18 protein-coding genes and 1 pseudogene are annotated in these 18,079 nt (G+C 66.2%); 12 read left to right on the top strand and 7 right to left on the bottom strand.

The window, feature by feature from the left end:
* Window positions 1–44 precede the first annotated feature (44 nt).
* A complete protein-coding gene (locus tag OHB49_RS43385) occupies window positions 45–524 on the top strand; it encodes a hypothetical protein (RefSeq protein WP_329167097.1) in 480 nt (159 codons plus the stop codon).
* A gap of 235 nt (window positions 525–759) precedes the next feature.
* On the opposite strand, the pseudogene OHB49_RS43380 reads toward OHB49_RS43385, so the two are convergent.
* Window positions 760–1,116, bottom strand: a pseudogene (locus OHB49_RS43380) (transposase); the annotation flags it as partial.
* A 130-nt stretch (window positions 1,117–1,246) separates the two neighbouring features.
* Between OHB49_RS43380 and istA the strand changes: the two are divergent.
* Window positions 1,247–2,665, top strand: coding sequence for an IS21 family transposase (gene istA, locus OHB49_RS43375; RefSeq protein WP_329167096.1), 1,419 nt, complete (start codon window positions 1,247–1,249; stop codon window positions 2,663–2,665).
* Window positions 2,662–3,432: an IS21-like element helper ATPase IstB gene (gene istB, locus OHB49_RS43370; protein ID WP_329167095.1), complete on the top strand. Its 771-nt coding sequence runs from the start codon at window positions 2,662–2,664 to the stop codon at window positions 3,430–3,432. Before istA ends, istB begins: the two co-directional genes overlap by 4 nt.
* A 10-nt stretch (window positions 3,433–3,442) precedes the next feature.
* Here the strand turns inward: istB and OHB49_RS43365 are convergent, their stop codons facing one another.
* On the bottom strand, window positions 3,443–3,844 hold the full coding sequence (locus tag OHB49_RS43365) for a hypothetical protein (RefSeq protein WP_329167094.1): 402 nt from the start codon (window positions 3,842–3,844) through the stop codon (window positions 3,443–3,445).
* Between the two features lie 58 nt (window positions 3,845–3,902).
* On the bottom strand, window positions 3,903–4,259 hold the full coding sequence (locus OHB49_RS43360) for a hypothetical protein (protein ID WP_329167093.1): 357 nt from the start codon (window positions 4,257–4,259) through the stop codon (window positions 3,903–3,905).
* Between the two features lie 228 nt (window positions 4,260–4,487).
* Between OHB49_RS43360 and OHB49_RS43355 the strand changes: the two genes are divergently transcribed.
* From OHB49_RS43355 to OHB49_RS43315, 9 genes are all read left to right on the top strand, one after another.
* The gene (locus tag OHB49_RS43355; RefSeq protein WP_329167091.1) at window positions 4,488–5,657 is read left to right on the top strand and encodes a hypothetical protein; all 1,170 of its coding nucleotides are present in this window, start codon (window positions 4,488–4,490) and stop codon (window positions 5,655–5,657) included.
* Window positions 5,644–8,223, top strand: coding sequence for a sensor histidine kinase (locus OHB49_RS43350; RefSeq protein WP_329167090.1), 2,580 nt, complete (start codon window positions 5,644–5,646; stop codon window positions 8,221–8,223). The genes OHB49_RS43355 and OHB49_RS43350 overlap by 14 nt, the downstream gene beginning before the upstream one ends.
* Window position 8,224: 1 nt before the next feature.
* Window positions 8,225–8,677, top strand: coding sequence for a roadblock/LC7 domain-containing protein (locus tag OHB49_RS43345; RefSeq protein ID WP_329167089.1), 453 nt, complete (start codon window positions 8,225–8,227; stop codon window positions 8,675–8,677).
* A 59-nt stretch (window positions 8,678–8,736) separates the two neighbouring features.
* Window positions 8,737–9,105: a DUF742 domain-containing protein gene (locus OHB49_RS43340; protein WP_329167087.1), complete on the top strand. Its 369-nt coding sequence runs from the start codon at window positions 8,737–8,739 to the stop codon at window positions 9,103–9,105.
* The gene (locus OHB49_RS43335) at window positions 9,044–9,691 is read left to right on the top strand and encodes a GTP-binding protein (protein ID WP_443079717.1); all 648 of its coding nucleotides are present in this window, start codon (window positions 9,044–9,046) and stop codon (window positions 9,689–9,691) included. The genes OHB49_RS43340 and OHB49_RS43335 overlap by 62 nt, the downstream gene beginning before the upstream one ends.
* A 114-nt stretch (window positions 9,692–9,805) precedes the next feature.
* The gene (locus OHB49_RS43330; RefSeq protein WP_329167085.1) at window positions 9,806–11,044 is read left to right on the top strand and encodes a branched-chain amino acid ABC transporter substrate-binding protein; all 1,239 of its coding nucleotides are present in this window, start codon (window positions 9,806–9,808) and stop codon (window positions 11,042–11,044) included.
* Between the two features lie 209 nt (window positions 11,045–11,253).
* Entirely contained in the window at window positions 11,254–11,403 is a 150-nt protein-coding gene (locus tag OHB49_RS43325) for a hypothetical protein (RefSeq protein ID WP_329167083.1), read from the top strand.
* A 217-nt stretch (window positions 11,404–11,620) separates the two neighbouring features.
* Window positions 11,621–11,875 carry a hypothetical protein gene (locus OHB49_RS43320; protein WP_329167081.1) on the top strand — a complete coding sequence of 85 codons (255 nt, stop codon included), beginning with the start codon at window positions 11,621–11,623 and terminating at the stop codon, window positions 11,873–11,875.
* Window positions 11,876–11,923: 48 nt separating this feature from the next.
* Window positions 11,924–12,241 carry a hypothetical protein gene (locus OHB49_RS43315; RefSeq protein WP_329167079.1) on the top strand — a complete coding sequence of 106 codons (318 nt, stop codon included), beginning with the start codon at window positions 11,924–11,926 and terminating at the stop codon, window positions 12,239–12,241.
* An 850-nt stretch (window positions 12,242–13,091) separates the two neighbouring features.
* Here the strand turns inward: OHB49_RS43315 and OHB49_RS43310 are convergent.
* From OHB49_RS43310 to OHB49_RS43295, 4 genes are all read right to left on the bottom strand, one after another.
* Window positions 13,092–14,120: a CAP domain-containing protein gene (locus OHB49_RS43310; protein ID WP_329167077.1), complete on the bottom strand. Its 1,029-nt coding sequence runs from the start codon at window positions 14,118–14,120 to the stop codon at window positions 13,092–13,094.
* Between the two features lie 307 nt (window positions 14,121–14,427).
* Window positions 14,428–15,522, bottom strand: a complete 1,095-nt coding sequence (locus tag OHB49_RS43305; RefSeq protein ID WP_329167075.1) for a sugar-binding transcriptional regulator — start codon at window positions 15,520–15,522, stop codon at window positions 14,428–14,430.
* A gap of 797 nt (window positions 15,523–16,319) precedes the next feature.
* Window positions 16,320–17,120, bottom strand: coding sequence for an RICIN domain-containing protein (locus OHB49_RS43300; protein WP_329167074.1), 801 nt, complete (start codon window positions 17,118–17,120; stop codon window positions 16,320–16,322).
* Window positions 17,121–17,885: 765 nt separating this feature from the next.
* A complete protein-coding gene (locus OHB49_RS43295; protein WP_329167073.1) occupies window positions 17,886–18,041 on the bottom strand; it encodes a hypothetical protein in 156 nt (51 codons plus the stop codon).
* Between the last annotated feature and the right edge of the window lie 38 nt (window positions 18,042–18,079).

Below are 18,079 nucleotides of genomic sequence, written 5' to 3'. Positions count from 1 at the left end.
TCTCGGGCTTCAGAACCAGATCAAGCGACTTGTGTGTGGGGGGCATGGACATCTACATCGAAGGATGGGCCGCATCGCGCGCCTACGCCCCTGTTGGTGCACCACCTAAACCCTGGAATCCGCTCACGTGGAGGCGTCCTGACTGGCTGATGGCGGCAGCCGGAGCGGCCGCGGGATTGGCCATTGCGAGCGGCGCATATGCCTTCATGAGCGGTGAGAAAGGAGCGGGGCACGTAAGTGCCTCTGTTGTCGACTGCTCGCAAACTCAATTGTTCAGGCCAGAGGGAAGCTCGGCGATGCTGCCTGCCCGCGTCGCCCAGATCCGATTCGTGAACAACGGAGACGCCCAGGAGACCTTCTCTGCGCAGGTAGATGGGGTGATCCTCGAACGTGGAGACGGTAGTCCAGCAACGTTCACCCTGCCCCCGCAAGGATCGAAGCTGATCAGTTATCCCATCAATCCTGAGAGGCACGGCAACAGCGAGGGAAGTTGCTTTTCTCTGAACGTTCGAGCTGCTCAGTGAAAGGCCGGCAAACCGCGCTTCCCGGTCTGTCTCAGGACAGGTCGGGCTCGAGTCGCTGCCCGGTGACGGCGAGGCCGAACTCGTCCAGACGGCTGAAAGTGGTCAGGTCAGGGCAGGCGAAGCCCGCAGTCGGGGTAGCGGCAGGCACGTCGAGTCTTCTGGATGAGGTGTGCAGGAACCCCAAGCGTCAAGAGAGTCGACTCCTGCTGGCCCAACGACGCGTTGACCTTGATCACACCGTCAGCTCACGTACCCCTCCATGGCGGGGCGGGTTGGCGGTTGCCCAGCAGGAACTGTGGGAGCGGACCTCGGCCAGATTCTTGTCGCAGAGGCTCTTCCAGATGTGCCAGCGGTCGCTGACCTGCACCGCGTCGGGCAGGTCCCAGAAGAATGTCTCGCCGTAGGCCCCTGAGCCGTCGCGGCAGACGACCTCGACGCCGGGATGTTCACACAGCCACCGCTCGAGTGTGGCCGCGCTGCGGTCCGCCAGTACGTCGATCCGCTCGCCGGTCGCGGCGTCGATCAGGATGCTGCCGTAGCGGTGACGCCGCTTCAGGGCACGGTCGTCGACACCGTGCACCCGCGGCACGCGCGCGGGCTGTCGGCGTACACGTGAACGTGCAGGGCCGCGTACGGATGAACGTGCAGGGTTCCTGATGTGTTGAGGTTCAGGATTCGGCAGTCTGCTGCCTGTTGGTCGAGGTCGCAGAGATGGGGTGGCCGTGGTCCTGGATCCGCAGCGCTGGCTGGAACTGCGGCGTTTTCGTGGCCTGGTCGAGTCCGGAGCGATGACCCTGAGCGAGGTCGCCAAGGAGACGGGCCTGAACTGGCGGACGGTCAGCAAGTACCTGTCGGCGGCCGGACCCGCCTCGCCTCCGCGCCGGTCACCGAATGGCCGGTCACGGGTCAGGGCGATCGACGAGTTCGCCCCGCTGGTCGACTCGATGTTGCGGGCGGAGATCTTGATGAAGGCCGCTGTGATCCACGAGCGGCTCGCGCAGGAGTATGGGTTCACCGGCAACTACCAGCGGACCAAGCTCTACGTCCAGGAAGCCCGGCCCCGGATCGCCGAGGAACTCGGCATCACGCCGAATGAACTGGCGGGCATGCACCGCCGCTTCGAAGTCATCCCCGGCGCCCAGGCCAAGGTGGACTGGGGAGACGAGGGCAAGATCCTCGCCCACATGGGCATCGAGAAGGTCTACTCCTTCCACATGACGTTGTCGTACTCACGCGACCCGTTCTGCTGCTTCACCACCGGCCAGGACCTCCAGACGTTCTTCGACTGCCACCGCCGCGCGTTCGCCCACTTCGGCGGGGTGCCGATGACGATCGTCTACGACCGGACCAAGACCGTCGTCCGACGCCACGTCGCCCCAGGTGAGGCGGTCCCGCTGCACCCGGAAGCGGTCGGGTTCGCCGGCCACTACGACTTCGACATCGACGTCCTGGCCGCCTACCGGCCCACGGGCAAGGGACGTGTCGAGCGTCAGGTTCTGATCGTCCGCGACCACGTCCTGTCCGGCCGGTCCTTCTCCTCCGTTGAGGAGATGGACGCCGCCTTCACTACCTGGGTCCCGCAGCGACGGGCTCAGGCCCACAGGACTCACCTGCAGATCATCGGAGAGCGTGCTGCCCGTGATCACGTGGCTCTCAAGCCTTTGCCGCCGACCCCGTATCTGGTGGCCGAGCGGCACTTGCGGCCGGTCGGCAAGGACTGCCTGGTCGCCTTCGGCGGCAACCTCTACTCGGTGCCCGCCCGCAGGGTCCGCCCCCGGCAGCTGGTGGAGATCCGGGCCACGAAGTCGCAGATCATGCTGCATTCCACCGTCGCCGGCTCCAGCGGCGAGACGCTGCTGGCCACCCATCCTCGGGCGATCGGCCGCGGGGTCCGCGTCGTCGAAGAGGCCCACTGGGATGGTCTGCCCACGGGCAAGGGACGCCGGACCACCACCGGCGATGTCCTGCCACAGCCCCGTCGTGAACGTCCTCGGGGCGAGGAGACAGGGTCTTTGCAGGCTCTGCTGAACCGGGCTGTGGCCGCCCATATCGAGGTCGGCCGCCGTCCGCTGTCCGTCTATGACGAGCTGACCGGAACCCGCCCCTTCACCACCCACCCGAGCGCGAGGGAAACGTCTTGAGCGAGCTGGTCAGCACCCGTATCCGCAACACGGCCGGCAAACTCGGCCTGCCCCACCTCGCGGAAACCATCAGGGAATACACCCGTCGGGCCGACGAGGGGAAGATGGGCTACCTCGACTTCCTCGACCTGGTCCTCTCCGAGGAACTGGCCGTCCGCGACGACCGCCGCTTCCGCCAGGGCCTGAGACTCTCGAAGCTGCCGCACCACAAAACGCTCGACGAGTACGACTTCTCCTTCCAGCCCGACCTCGACCCGCGCAAGGTCAAGGACCTCGCCACCCTCTCGTTCGTCGAGGGCACGGCGAACGCCGCTCTGCTCGGGCCGCCCGGGGTCGGCAAGACGCACATCGCCGTCGCCCTGGCGGTCGCTGCCTGCCGGGCCGGCTACTCGATCTACTTCACCAGCCTCGACGACATGGTCCGCAACCTCAAGGCCGCCGAGGCCGCAGGCCGGCTGACGAACAAGCTCGGCACCTACCTGCGGCCCGGCGTCCTCGTCGTCGACGAGGTCGGCTACCAACCCCTCGAACGAGCCGAGGCGAACCTGGTCTTCCAGGTCATCTCAAAGCGCTACGAAAAGGGCTCGATCATCCTGACCTCGAACAAGACCTTCAGCGAATGGGGCCAGGTCTTCGGCGACGAGGTCCTCGCCACCGCCATCCTCGACCGACTCCTCCACCACTGCGAAGTGATCTCCATCAACGGCCCCAGCTACCGGCTGAAGAACCGCCTCAAGGCCATCGAGCGAGAGAACGACGTGGCCTGACCAGCTGCGATCAGGAATCCGGGCTCTCACCTGGCGGGATGAAGGCGTCGGCGCCATCAGCATCCTCGACATGCCCCTGGGCATCGACCGTGATGGCCGTCGCCCGCCCCTGCGAGGAGATCAACCAGGCCAGCACCTGTTCCGTCAGCGGCGTTCCACCCCGGCCCTCGTCCTTCCAGTGCACCCGCCACCCTCCACCAGGCACCGCGGCCACGACCTGATCGGCTCGCTCCAAGTGGGAGAAGTCCTCATAGTCAGTCACCGCACGCAGGGCGCCACGCTTGGGATCGACGACCAGAGCCGTCCCGGTCGTCTGGTCCCAGCCCTCCACACGCACCATGCGGCCGATCTCCGTGTCGGTGCCACTGAAGATCGCGGTCCAGCCGGTCTGATTGAAATAGCGAAGAGACACCGCCCCATCATCTCGAACCACGACGCTCGCGCTTCACAGGGCTCCTTGCTCTGCACGTTCATCCGTACGCGGCTCTGCACATAGACGTGTACGCCGACACGGGCAGCCGCATCAGCATCCGCAGCGCGGTCGAGCGCGAGGCATCCGGGCTGAGTTGGAGTGTGTTTAGGGGAGTTGGTTTTCCGCCGTCGCAAAGCACGGTGAAGTGCGTCAGGCCGAGGCCGAAACCCACTTGGTCGGTGGTCTGCGGCAGCACTTCGGGTCCGTCGGTCGTCCGGACGAAGCTCGCGAAGTACCTGCCCGCACTGTCCTTGACTACGTCACCCTGGGAGGTGCCGAAGGGGACCGGGACCTCTTGATCCTCACGCCGCCGGTTGCCGTTGGCGCGCTGCTGGCCCGTTGGGACGGGGAACACCGTCCTGGTCTCGCGCCTGCGCTGGTGCTCGCGGATGGTGCGCCCACCTCCGGCCGGGTGCGGGGCCGTCTGCGTCGGCGCAGAACGCGCAGGTGGGGCCCACCTGGTCCGACCCGGATTGGCGCGGGAATGTTCTGAACTCGGTAAGACCTGAGCACGTTTCCAGCTATGGGAAGACAGCTCAGATCTCGTCACCGTGGGAAGTTGGTTTTTCTGACCATGCCAGGAATGTTCCAGGCGAAGCGAGTCCCGTCGCGCGGCCTCCGGCTGTTCGCCGTGCTGTGTGTGGTCCTCGGTCTTTTGACGCCGCTCACCTACACCACCGTGCGTTTCGGCCAAGTGTCCAGCAGTGACCTCGAGTTCGCGCAGTCCGAGCGTCGCGGTGTGGTGTATCTACGGCCGATGGCCACGCTGATCGCCGCCATTGCGGACGGTCAGTCCGCGGCGGTGGCAGGACGCCGTCCGGATCCGCGCGCTCTCACAAAGGCCGTCGCGGCGGTGGCGGAAGCGGACAGGACCGTGGGCGGAAGCTTGCGGGTCCAGGACAGCTGGCGGGATCTGCGGACCAGGCTAGCCGAGTTGGCCGCCGCATCCCTTTCCGGCCAGAACGCTTACCGGGCCTACTCGGAGGCCATGGACGTCGCCCTCTTCTTGACACTGCGGGTGGGGGACACCTCAAAGCTCATTCTCGACCCTGAGATCGACAGCTACTACCTGATGGACGCAGGGATGCTGCGGCTTCCATCGGTCATCGCCGACAGCGGCCGGATGGCCGATCTGGAGGTGCTGCGTGATCAGGGCACGAGCAAAGACCTCCCACTGGCCCGCGTGCTTGTGGCCCGGGACCGCGTGAGCGCGGCGGCATCCGCTGTCGAGGCTGGGCTACCAAAGAGCTTCGGCAGCAGCGCCAGCCGATCCATTGGTAAGGATCTCCTTGGCAAGATCGACGCATTTCATACGGCGCTCGAACCGCTGGCACCGAGCTCCCCGCTCGTCGATCAGCCCCTCCCCCCGCGGTCGGAACTCCTGGAGAGCCGTCGGTCCGAGCTAGCTCGGACAGCACTGGAGCTCAACATCGCTGCACTGGACGAGCTGGATCACTTGCTCGCCACACGAGAGCGGGACATCGAGCAGAACCGATTCGTCGTGTTGATGGTCCTCATAACGGGTCTAGCTCTCGCGGCAGTCGCGCTGGCTTGGCGAGCAAGGGCATCACGCGCCCGGGGGAAGGGACCGCGGGCAGGAACCCCGAATTGGGCGGGCGGCTTCGCCGATGCGGACCAGGAGAAGCAACCCGAAGACGATGCGCTCTCGAGGCTTCAGCCGGACGATGTCCTGCCCTCTCGACCGAAGCATGGCCGTTCCACGCGAAAGAGGGCGGCCGGTGCGTCTCGCTGATCTTCAAGTACGCCAACGGATCATCGCGCTCGCAGCCCTTCCGCTCACGGCCGCAGTGCTGCTCACCGCACCCTTGGTCACCGAGCGCGTTCAGGCGGCTCGGGAGTCGACGCAGTCGGCCACGGAGCTGGGACTGGCCCGGCAAGTGGGCGACGTCATCGCGGACCTCCAGCGGGAGCGCCTGTACTCCAGTGCATATCTCGCAACGCCGGACGGCGACGGCAACCCGGTCGTGCGGCAGGCTTCACAAACGGACGCTGACGTCAGCGACTTCCGGGAAAACTGGCTCGGACCGGGCGCGCCTGCCGCGCTCACAGCCGCGTTCCGGGAGGCCTCCGATCTGGACCGCACCAGATATCTGGTAATGAAGCGAGACCTGACACCGATTGATGTGGACACCCACTACGGTTCAGTGATCTCCGCGCTGCTCGACGCGCTGCCTTCCAGCGGTGGAGCACAGGGAAACGGCCAGGAGGCCTTCGGCCGGGACCAGGCCACGGTGGAAGAGCTGTTGCGTGTGAATGAGAGCAGCAGCAGTGTTGGTGCGCTGCTGCTGACCGTGGTGTCGGACCGCGGGCAGGCACGGCAGTTGATGGCTGACGTCGAGAGTCGCACGGCTGTAGCGAACACCGAGAGAGGCCGGTTCCTTCGGGGTGCGAGCCCCTCGGAGGTGGACCTTTTCCAGAAGGTCGAGTCTGGCGGCGAGGCCGCGAAGATCAAGACCTACGCCGATGCGCTGGGTCTTTGGGCATACGCCAACCCGCGCGGCACCGGCCAGCGGAGCGACCTGCCCGACGGAGTGACGGCCTCACGCATCTTCGCGGCTTGCGACTCTCTGGACCAGCTTCGCCTGCTGGTCCAGAACAAGATCGCTCGTGACTCTGCTGCGGTTGCCTCCGACAACGCGTCAGATGCCGGCTGGTGGGCGCTTGCCTTCACCTTGGCCGTCTTGGTCTTCACGGTCACGATGGTCTGGCTCACGGTGTGGATGGCCCGGTCCATTGCGAGACCGCTGGGTCTTCTCCATGGTGCTGCTGAGCAGGTCGCGCAGGCCGCCGAGGTCGAGTTGACGCGGGTGGTGGAGGAGACGGCGGGGTCGTCCTCCGGACAGACATCGGTCCGGATCAGGCGGGTGCCAGCTCTGACGAGGGACGAACTCGGGCAACTGGCGGTGGCGTTCAACCGGGTCCAGGACGCGGCGGTCGCTCTGATCGAACGTCAAGTACGCAGTCGCGACAACGCGGCGGCCATGCTGGGCAACGTGGGACGCCGGACCCAGAACCTCGCCGCGCTGCAGCTGTCGATGATCGACAGGATGGAGCGTTCGGAGACCGATCCTGAGGTCCTCGAGCGTCTGTATCGGCTGGACCACGTTTCGTCCCGGCTGCGACGGTATGCGAACAGCCTGGTCGTGCTCTCGGGGTGGACGGAGCCCGTTCTGGCGAGCGCTCCTGTTCCGTTGGGGGAGCTGACGCGTTCGGCCCTGGGAAAGATCGAGGGGTTCCGTCGTGTCCGTCTGGGGGACATCCCTCCGCTTCTGGTGTCTCCCCAGGTTGCCGCGGACCTCGCTCTTGTGATCGCTGAGTTGTTGGACAACGCCACCTCCTTCTCACCTCCGACTACGCCTGTTGAGTTCTCCGCCGAGGTGCTCCCTGGCGGACTGTGCCTGATCCAGATTGTCGACCAGGGCGTGGGCATGGCGGACTCGCGGCTTGCGGAGGAAAACGACCGGCTGGTCCGCAAGGAGCGGCTGGACCTCGTGTCGACCGACTTCCTCGGCCTGTTCGTGGTGGGTCGGCTGAGCCGACGCCACCACTTCCAGGTCCGCCTGGGGCACACCCCGAACAGAGGCGTCACCGCCCGGGTCCTGTTGCCCGCGGGGGTGTTCCACATCGCTGCCGACCCTGACGAGCACCGGGAACTGACGGCGGGCATGGCTCAGCAACCGGCCCTCGCATCGGCATCCGATATCCGGCCTTCCGTTCTGCGTCGGACCACCGAGGCCGACACGATGCAGCATCTCGGCGGGACGCTCTCACCCTCCGTCGACTCGCCGTCCGAAGAGCAGCCGGTCACCGTCGAGAGCATCAACCTTGACGCCATGAGTGCCGCGTCCCTCGCCCGGTCCGGCCCCGGACCCTTCGACTGGTTCAAAGCGGAACAGGGGAGCGGGATCGAACCCGTGCTGAACGAGGGTCTCCCGACCGCGACAAGTGCAGGGTCACGGAGTGTGCGAGCCCTTTCGGCTGCCCCGGGGCTCACACCCGAGCGGCTGCCGGTGAGAAAGTCGCGCCGAACCATGGCGCTGCCTCCGACTCCGACTGGTGAACCTGCTTCGGCCGTGGTGCTGCCGTTGGCCGAGCGCCCTGGAGGCGGCGCGGGCAAGCCCGCTCGGCTGGTGCGCCGGGTGCCGGGAGCTCAGATGCCGGCCGGGTCCTTCGTCCCGAACACCGGACATCTAGGGAGCGATCCCATGGATCCCGAGGCGGCGCGCGCCATGATCGAGCAGTTCGAGGCCGGCATAGCCCGGGCCTCGCAGTCCGGCCCAAGCCCAGAAGGAGATTGAGATGAATAGCTCGGACATGCACCTGGGAACGTCGAGCAGCCTGAGCCAGGATGCCGAGAACTTCAATTGGCTGCTGAGCCGTTTCGCTGGGAATACCGCGGGGGTGCGCGACGCCATCGCCGTATCCTCCGACGGGCTCATGATCGCCCAGTGCATCGAGGGAGAGCGGGCCGATGTGGACCGCCTCGCTGCCATCGTTGCGGGCATGACGAGTCTCGCGGGTGGGGTCGCGGGATCCTACCAGCTCGGTTCACTCAACAAGGTCATCGTCGACATGAACGACGGCTACCTGCTCATCTCCGCCATCGGATGCGGATCGGTGATGGGGGTGATCGCCTCGAAGCAAGCGAACCTCGGGCAGGTCGCTTACGAGATGACTCTCTTCGCCAACCGGGCGGGCGCCGCCCTTACCCCGGAACTCATCCGTGAGCTCAAGAATCACATCCAGGCATGACCGCGTACGGACCCGAACCGCCAACGTCATGGGAGAGCGGTTATGGAAATACCGGGCCTGTGGACGCACCATCCGCTGATCCTCCTCCGCTGGATTTGGTGCCCCGCCCCTTCCTTATCACTCAGGGACGCACCCAAGGCTCGAGCGAGGCCATTGCCATCGAGACCCAGGTGGTGGCGACCGAACTTGGCCTTACCGACTACAGACACACAACCTTCGAGCGCCGGGACATCGTTGAGCTGTGCCGTGAACCGCTGTCGGTTGCCGAAATATCCGCCCGACTCGGCCTGCACCTAAATGTGGTCCGCGTACTGGTCGCCGACCTGTACGCGGAAGGCCGCGTCCTCGCCCATCTAGCCGAGTTCGATGCTTCCCGGGACGTCGACACCCTCCGGAGGGTCATCCGTGGTCTCCGCGCAATCTCCTGAACAAAGCCGCCGCGCATCGGGAAAACGCCCGCCGATGCCCGTGAAGATCATTGTCGCGGGCGGATTCGGCGTGGGTAAGACGACCACGGTCGGCAGCATCTCCGACAGCATCCCACTCACCACAGAAGCCGTCATGACGTCGGTGGGATTCGGGATCGATGACAACAGTCTTACGCCTGACAAGCGGACCACCACCGTGGCCATGGACTTCGGCTCGCTGGCCATTGATGAGGGCATAAAGCTGTATTTGTTTGGTACACCTGGCCAAGACCGCTTCGGATTCATGTGGGGCGACCTGATCCGCGGAGCACTGGGCGCCCTGGTCATCGTCGACACACGCCGTATAGAGGACTGTTTCCCCGCAGTGGACTACTTCGAGAGGGCCGGAGTGCCCTTCGCCATCGGAGTGAACCGCTTCCCTACCCGGGAACATATTTCGCAGGAAGAGTTGCGCTGGGCTCTCGCGGTCGATCACGAAGTGCCAGTGGTGGAGTTCGACGCACGCGAGAAAGTGTCCGTACGGGACGCGCTGCTCGTCGTACTCGACCAGGCACTCGTTTTCGCTCAAGCCGCAGCACCCAGATGAGTCACGACCTGAGGGCCGGTCAACGAAAGCTCTCTAGACATCGCTGCATCCACACGTTCGGGCTCCCCGCGGCAGTCGCCGCGGCAGATCCATCGACTGCCGGGAAGGAATGACGTGCTCCACCGAAGGAAGTACCGAAAGGCGCTGGCCGGTAGCGCCGCCCTGACCGTGGGGCTTGCCGTCCTCGGCGCTTGCGGCACCGACGCCGGCACGAACGACGGCGGCATCCGTCTCCCCACGGTCACGATCGGGGTCAGCGCGCCGCTCACAGGCCCGCTTGCGGATACAGGCAAAGGCATCGTGAACTCGGTGCAACTCGCGGCCCAGCAGGCCAATGAGAAACGAGTGGTGCCCAGCGTCAACTTCAAAGTAAAAACCCTGGACGATCGCGCCATGGCGGACCGAGGAAAGGTTAATGCCAGGCTCTTTGTCCGCCAGCCAGATGTGATCGGCGTTGTCGGGCCACTAAATTCCCGAGTTGCCCTGACCATGCAACAGACCATGGACCAGGCCGACCTCACCCTGGTGTCGCCAGCCAACACCAACCCGGCCCTGACGCTGGGCCCCGACTGGCTCTCCGGTCGCACCGTGCGGCCGTACCAGTCCTACTTCAGAACAGTCACCACGGACGCGAGCCAAGGCCCCTTCGTCGCTCAATTCGTCTACAGGGAACTCGGCAAGCAGCGAGTCTTCGTGATTGATGACGACGAGCCATACGGCCTGGGCCTGGCTGCAACCTTCAAGGCAGAGTTCACTCGGCTCGGCGGCACGGTGGCAGGAAAGAGCAGCATCAGCGTGGGGGACCAGGATTTCACCGCCCTGGCCGCCCGGATCGCAGGCTCGGGTGCCGAATTCGTCTTCTGCGGAGGCGCCTACCCCGAGTGCGGACGCATCAGCAGACAAGTGAAGGCGGTCAGCGCGGCGATTCCCGTCGTGGGCGGCGACGCCATCTACGAGCCCACCTACATGGACCTGGCCGGCGACCAGGCCGAGGGTGACGTCGCGGTCTCCGTGGGAGCCCCCGTGGATATGGTCAACTCGGCCCGGGCTTTCGTCACCAGTTACAAGATCGCCGGCTACGCGACGCCACCGGGCCCGTACGGCGGCTATGCCTACGACAGTGCCTGGGCCATCGTCGAAGCCGTCAAGAGCGTCGTGGCCGACAACGGAAGTAGGCTGCCCGCCCATGCCCGCGCGGCGGTCTCGGCCGCCATGTCGGAGGTCACATTTGCCGGTATGACCGGCCCCGTAGCGTTCGACCAGTTCGGAGACGCCACCGACAAGCAGCTGACGGTTTACGGTGTGCGGAACGGGAAGTGGGCGACGCTGAACACAGGCATCTACGTGAGCTGATGCAACGAAATCGATGGGATGACGTTGGCTCCGTGCGGCTGACAGCCGGGTGCCGGTGGGGGCTCACACTGCTGGGCATGCAAGCTGGTTAGGCGCACGTGGCCACGATGGGGGTGACGGGTGTGACGGTCTGTGGTGTCGGGCGGGCGCTTGACGTGTTCGGTACAATTCGGGAGGCTGGCTGCCTCGCGACGGAGGGAAGACCAGCGGTGAGTGAGTACGACCAGCCGACGGCCGGGGGCAGCATCGACTACGCCGGCATCGTGCACGGACCGGACGGCACCGGCTCCCGGAGGCCCGGCAGGTTCGACGCCGACCCGTTGGCCGTCCGGCTCCTCGAGCGGGTCGACTTCCTGTGAAGGGCTGTCCGGCACGTCCGCCGAACAGAAGAAGGGGTTCTCTTGCCTGTCCGGCGAGTCAGGACACCTTGACCAGGGCGTTCTCCTCCCAGCCGTCGCCGTCTTCGAAGTAGCCCTTTTGAGCATGTCGAAGCGCGGGCCCTCGAACCCGTCCGCCTCCAGTTGCTCGAACAGTTCCCCGTCAGCTGCCCGCTCTTCGGCGGACGACCGCCTCTGGATGTACGAGTGGAAGGTGCTGCGCGCCTGGATGCCGGACGGCACGATCATCGAACGGTGCCGTGAGCGCCAGATCCACTTCCCGGCGCCCTACACCGAAGTCGAGGAGATGATGCGCCGGGACGACGTCCGGCAGGACATCGCCATCGACTGCCTGGGCCGGGCGGTCCCCTACTTCATGTCCAGCTGCCGGCAGGAGTGGAAGCCTGAGGGCGGACGGAGTCTGAACACCTTCTTCCTGCACCTCGCCCTGTGATTCTACTGGGACGCCTACCGCCAGTGGGCCGGCGGCCACCGGCAGCGGATGCGCGAGATCCTCGGGCCCGACACGATCCCGGAGTACAACTCTGTATGGGGCCATGGCCCCGTGCCGGGCCCCGAGAACCAGACCGTTCTGCAGGAGACCCTGGACATCATCTTGGCGGGGGCCTGGATGGAAGAGCGGGCGGTGTGCAAGGCCATGCTCACCACCGACGCCACTCAGGAGCAGATCGCGCAGCGGCTCGGAACTACGCGGAAGTCGGTCGAGCGGCGCCTGAGCAAGGTCCGACAGCGTGCCCGGAAGCTCGCCGCAGCTGACGTCATCGTGACCCCCTCGGTCAGCTCGGCGGTGACCCGGTGAACGGTCCCCTCGATCTGCGCGTCCTTGTCCTTCTCCTCGTCGGAGCGTTCACGGGATACATCGCGTACGCGCACCCAGACGTCGGCGTCGCCCTGCTCGTCGCCGCCGGAGTGGTGACCCTGGGGTACCTGCTGATGGGCTCCGGCGAGTGCGGAGGCCCCCGGCGGGCTGACGCGGCGTTGGTTCTCAGGGGTGAACGACACTGTGCTGCAATCGGCATCGGAAGGTTCGACTTCACCACCGTGAACAACCCGAGAATCACAGCAGCCAGAAGCGATTCCGGCAGCACATCTCCATCCTGCCCATCGGCAAGTTCACGGCCCGGCTGATCCCCATGGCCGCCGAACCCGCCGTTGCTTTTGTCGCGGTGGCTCCCGCCTGCACCAGCATGTGAGGTGACCGGCATTAGCAGACACCGCTGGTCACCCCACGCCGCACCACGTCCCGCCATGACGCCGCAGCTATCGCGATCAGACGACGCGCCCTTGGATACCCGATCCACGATGGAGTACCCCCTGCTCGAACGGAGTTGAGAGCATAGGGAAAGACCTCACCGCCCCCACACGACAGGAGTGAGTGTGCGGGGCATTGGACCGTCCAAGGCCGGACCGGGCACCGGCGTGTGAGGTCATCCGACCACCTCCAAAGGGCCGGCCTACGAAGGACCGTCGCCGAGTGGGAAACGAATGCGGAACCCAGCACATCTAAAACCGTTCGGGACGCGCCCAGCACGCAGCAGTGGGTCCAAGACTCACTCACGCACACTCGTCCGGAACGGTGCATACTCCGACTACTCGACCGCATTACGCCCCTCGCCCCCGCTGAGCTGCCGCCTCAAGGACTCCGGTGTTCAAGCACTCGTGCCGAAGAGCTGTGTCCAGTAGCCCCCTGCCAGGCCGCCGACTGCGTAGCCGATACCGACGTGCGTGAAGGTCGGGTTGAGGATGTTGGCCCGGTGGGCGGGGCTGTCCATCCAGCCGCGTACCACTTCCACCGGGGAGCGCTGGCCGCACGCGATGTTCTCGCCGACGACGGGGTGGGGCCAGCCCGCCGCTGCGGCCCGGTGCCTTGGCTCTCGCCCCTCGGGGCAGGTGTGGGAGTAGAAGACCCGTACGACCATGTCCGTGCTGTGGGCCTGGGCCGCCTCGGTCAGCCGCAGGTCCGCAAGTAGCGGCGCTACTCCAGCCGCCGCGCGTTCGGCGTTGGTGAGTACGAGAACGTCGATCATCAGCTCGGCCATCGCCTGAGTCGTGAACGGCCGGGCCCACACGACGGTCCAGTAGACGACACCGCGCAGGTCCTCCACTGCGTGCCCTGTGCCCATGTGCACGAGTTCCTCGTCCAGGTGCGCCGGCCGCCACCGCTGCGCGGCCTGTTGGCAGGAAGAGGCGAATTCTGCGGCAGTGCGAGGCCCCCGGACCATGTGCGGGGCGACGGTAACGGCCCGGTGGCCCGCCGCCTTGACGCGTTGGAAGATCGAGATTCCTACGGGGCTCTCCCGGCCGGGTCGTCCCTGCGCGGCCATGGCGACCGCGCGCTCCTGTGCGGCAATCGCGAACCGGCCGTCCAGGGCCAATGGCGGTGCGCAGTAACGGATTCGGTCGGCGTTGAGTAGTGCCGGGAGAGTCTCCTGAAGATCCTCGCCACAGGACGCTTGCCCGGGGAATGAACGTCGCGGGGCCGGGTCGCCGTCGAGCGGTCCGCCGCGATTGGTGCTCCGGTTCACTCCCGACCGCCCGCTGGCGGGCGTGGGTTCGAGCACCGTCAGTGCCCAGCCACCGCCGTGACGGTGGATGTGGGCGAGCGCCAAAGGGTCTGGGTTGGGAAGTGGTGGACGGAACCGGGCCAACAGCATTCCGTCCGTGCTGGTGACGCTCATCCAGGGCGACGGTAGCTGGCTGAGGGAAGTCCGTAGGGCGGCGGAGGTGACGATCACCATGGCTCCTGAGGTTCCTGGACGCAGGCGTCTTGGGTCGACGTGGCGGTGTCACTGTGGGGGCGGAGCCCCGTAGCGGGCGGTGCCCGGGGACGACGAGGCCGTCGACCCCCGCGACCCGCCCGTCGCCAGCGGTCATCGCCAGGGTGAGGTCGACGGGGTCGGGCCCCCGGATGTACAGCGCTCCCCCCCCGGCAATGCCACGGTCCTGCCCGGGAGTAGCTCGTTCATCCGCCGTCGGCCCAGCGCTTCATCCAGGGCAGGCAGGCTCCGCGAGCCCTATGTGAGAGGTGTCCCGGACGACATCCGCCTTGTCCGTGCGCAATCGCGGACCGAGGTCCGGTTCCCCGTTCGGCTCGCTGCAGGGGGAGCCACCCAGGCTGTGGAGCGCCGCCGAACTGTCCGTGACGAGGCTCGTCAGCAGGCCGGACCTGAGGACGGCGCCGATCGCCTCCGCCTTCTGAATCCCTCCCGCGACGCCGATCACCTCGGGGATGCGGCGGAACTGTTCGCTTCCGACGGAGATGACGCGGGCGTTCAGTTCGGTGGAGATTTCCCTGCCATCCCTGCTGAACAGCAAAGCCCCCATCTCGGCGACGACGCCGAGCCGGCGGTACAGCTCGCGTTCGTCCGCGGTCAGGCTGTCGTAGACGGTGGAGAGGGTACTGCCCCAGGCGCCGATGGCCATGACCGCTTTGGTGACCCGGTCGAACTGGTTGAGGGATTCAGCGATGCCCGGCTGACAGCGGAGGATGTCGGCGGTGAGCTTGTTGGGCAGGACCAGTGGCGCGCAAATGGGGTAACCCTTGCCACCGGAGGCGGCCGCGGCTCTGCGGACTGCCTCACCGGAGTCGACGGTGATGGAGTGCAGCGGGTGGACACTGGTCAACTGGACGACGGTGCACAGCAGCAGATTGGTGAATCCCGCGGTCACGGAATTCACGGCGTGGTCCCATGCCAGCCCGAGCACGTCGTCCGGCTCCACCACCGTCGCGATGAGGTGGGCCGCGGTCGGGGCCAGCCATTGAGTGACCGGATCCGCGCCTCCGGGGTCGCCGGCTGTTGCCTTGACCACGATCGCGTGCTTGAGCCCAAATCGTCGACGCGTTGCCGTGGACAGCTCGGTGTCGATCTCGGCCGGGACCGTGATGCTGATTTCGACGATGGCCAGAGCCACGGCCGCCTCCAGCAGGTGGGCGACCTTGAACCGGCTGATGTCGAATTCCATGGAGATCACCACCCTGGACTGGTGGTCGAGATTGAACCGTCGGGCGACGGAGGCGGCAAGCAGTATCACCTTCGGCGGCAGCGAGGGCTGTGAGCTGTTCGTGTCTAAGCCAGCCATGTCTAACCTCCTCAGTGGCGCACGAGAGGACTTTCCGGCGACGGCCTCCTAGATTCAGACGCAGCAGCCGAGCCCGGGTTCAGTGCCACCGCCCTTTGCCGAGTCGTGGAGGTCGGCCGCTCCGTCTATCACGGCTGACTGGCGGCCCAGGAAGGAGGCCGATGACGAGGTCGGGGGACCGGGTGCTGCTTGCGGCGTTGTCGAGGCTGCTGCCCAGAGAATGCTGGAGCAGCGTCTTCGTCACCCTGGCAACGGTGCTCCGCCTGGACCGGGAGGCTGAACGCGAGCACGTGGACCCTGCTGTAGCAAGAAGCCGGGTAGACCGCCGATACGGGAGGATACGCGGGAGTTGATCCTGCCCCCGCTCGTGAGAACCCGCTGTGGGGGCACTACCGCGTACAAGGCGCGTCGGCCCCGGTCGGGCATCACCGTCTCGGCGGCAACAGCGCGGGCAGTGCTGTGCTGTGCGAAGGTTCCGCCCGCACCCAATCAGGCGCGGGGTCTGACCAATGGGTACCGGCACGCCGTTTGACCGAGAGCGAGACGACGTACGTGGTCAACGGCTCAAAGCGAGGTCTTCACGCGGAACACGTTGAGGAAAGAACTCTGGGGCGCGGCGGTGGTACCCGGTGCAACGGTCAAGGAGCCCGGCCGCGGCACCGTAACGCACCACCGACGTCTTATCGATGGTGAATTCCACCGACGGCGGCAAGCCCGTGCCGCGGAGTCTTACTGCTGTGACCGTGACGGCCGTCGAACGCGCTTCGCGCGGACGATGCGCCCGCGGCCGCGGATCGTCAGCACCTGCGCAGCGACGGGGCTTCCCACTTGTACTTGCCCGGATTGTCCACCGTGCTGGGGTCCGCCAGGGTGACCCTTCTGTCGTTCCACGCCGTCAGATAGTCGCCGTACTGTTTGCTCTTGATCACGAGGCTGCACCCTTCCGCCGCCAAAAAGTGCCAGCGCTGTCCGATGTCCCCTGTGGCGCAGCCAGAGAAGTACATGTCCTTGCCGTTGGTGTCCAGGCACTGATTAGCCGCTTCGTTCTTGATCAGATACGTGCCGTCGCCCACGGCGTTGAACCGCCACTTGTCGTTGTCGTTGTCGTAGTCGCAGGAGCCCTGTGCGACGTCTGTGGAGGAAGAGTTCTTGACCAGGCACCTGCCGAGGAGCCGGTTCGTCATGCTGAAGGTGTACGTGGCCCAGCGGCCTTGCGTGACAGGATCCGCGGCCGGTGCGTTGGAGGCGCTTGGCTTCTTCTGCTCTGCCGTGCCAGACCTCTGGGGCTGTGGCGCACTCTGTCGTACTTTTCCGCTATCGCTGCCGGGGGAAGTGGCCGCCGTCTTCGGTTTGCCGTCGGACGCGGTCTTCTTGAAGTGGTGCTTCTTCGACTCCGGTGATCCGTCCGGTTGCGAGCTGGTGGACGGTGGTTGCGGAACGTAATTCCCGAGATCTCCGCCCGTCGTGCTGGAATCCGTCATACGGGCGTCCTGGGGGAAGTTCGCGGCTGAGTCATGCGGATTGTCGTGGTCCTCGCCCACGAGCAGGAGCGGGACGCCAAGCAATATTGCGCCGACCAGAGCCGCGGCGGCCAGCATCGGCTTCTTGGGGCGGCCTCCCCAGGACCGCCCGTCAGCACCCTCCTCCAACGGCCCGGTGCCGTCCGGAGCGTCAAGGCCGACATCCCCCTTCCCGGCTGCTCCGCCCTCGGCGCTCCGCGCGGTTTCTGCTGGCGGGGCGTCGGCGTCAGCCTCGGGCTCGCTCGGCGCCGCTGCGCCCCTGCCGGATTCCTTCCTTGCCTTGCCAAGACGGGCAAGGCGTGGCAAGTCCCTCTCCCTGGACTCCGTCCGCGTCTGTTCCCGCGACGTCTTCTTGTCGCTCTGCGCGGCTTCCGTGTTCCCCTCGGCAGCCTCGGGCTCTTGCGTGCCAGCCGCGGGCGCGGGGGCCCCCTCTTCGGTATTCGCCTGTACGGCGACCGCTGCCAGGGCCTCACCGGAGTCGCCCGCCACGACGGACATCACAACTGGTTGACGCACGGACGTCTGGCGAGCGGCGATCACCGGGGCGAGTTCGCCTGAGCCGATCTCAGTCAGACGTTCGCCGCTGTCTGGCCGTCGTCCCTTGGGCATCGTATGTTCCTCCACTTTCTCGCATGGTGGGTGAGCTTGACGGGCAGTTATGCCGTCCTTCGGTAATGCGCATGGCGCGCAGCACGCGGCCGCGCGTGGATCGCCCTGTTGCCTTTCACCACGCTGCCCAGGCGGTTTCGTTCGCGTGAGTTCGCAACGGGATAGGTCGCAGCCTCTGCAGCACACAGCCTGTCGGCCCGTGCCTGCGCTTGCCGAATACCTCATCCATGCTGGTCAGGCAGCATGTCGGTACTCGTAGAGGGTGCCACCAAGTCGGGCTCGTCGTCGTATGTCCAGATGGGCGATCCGTTCCGGATCCTCGATCGGAGCGGGCAGCGGGTGGAGGGGCCGGGCGTTGGCGAGGCCCTGGTGCGGCCTGTTGCTCGTCATCGAAGAACTCGAACTCGCGCAGACTGTACAGGAGTTGG

Origin of the sequence: Streptomyces sp. NBC_01717 (genome assembly GCF_036248255.1) — a bacterium.
Taxonomy (GTDB): Bacteria; Actinomycetota; Actinomycetes; order Streptomycetales; family Streptomycetaceae; genus Streptomyces.
The sequence above is the reverse complement of the archived record's forward strand: the minus strand, read 5'-3'. Positions and strand labels throughout refer to the sequence as shown.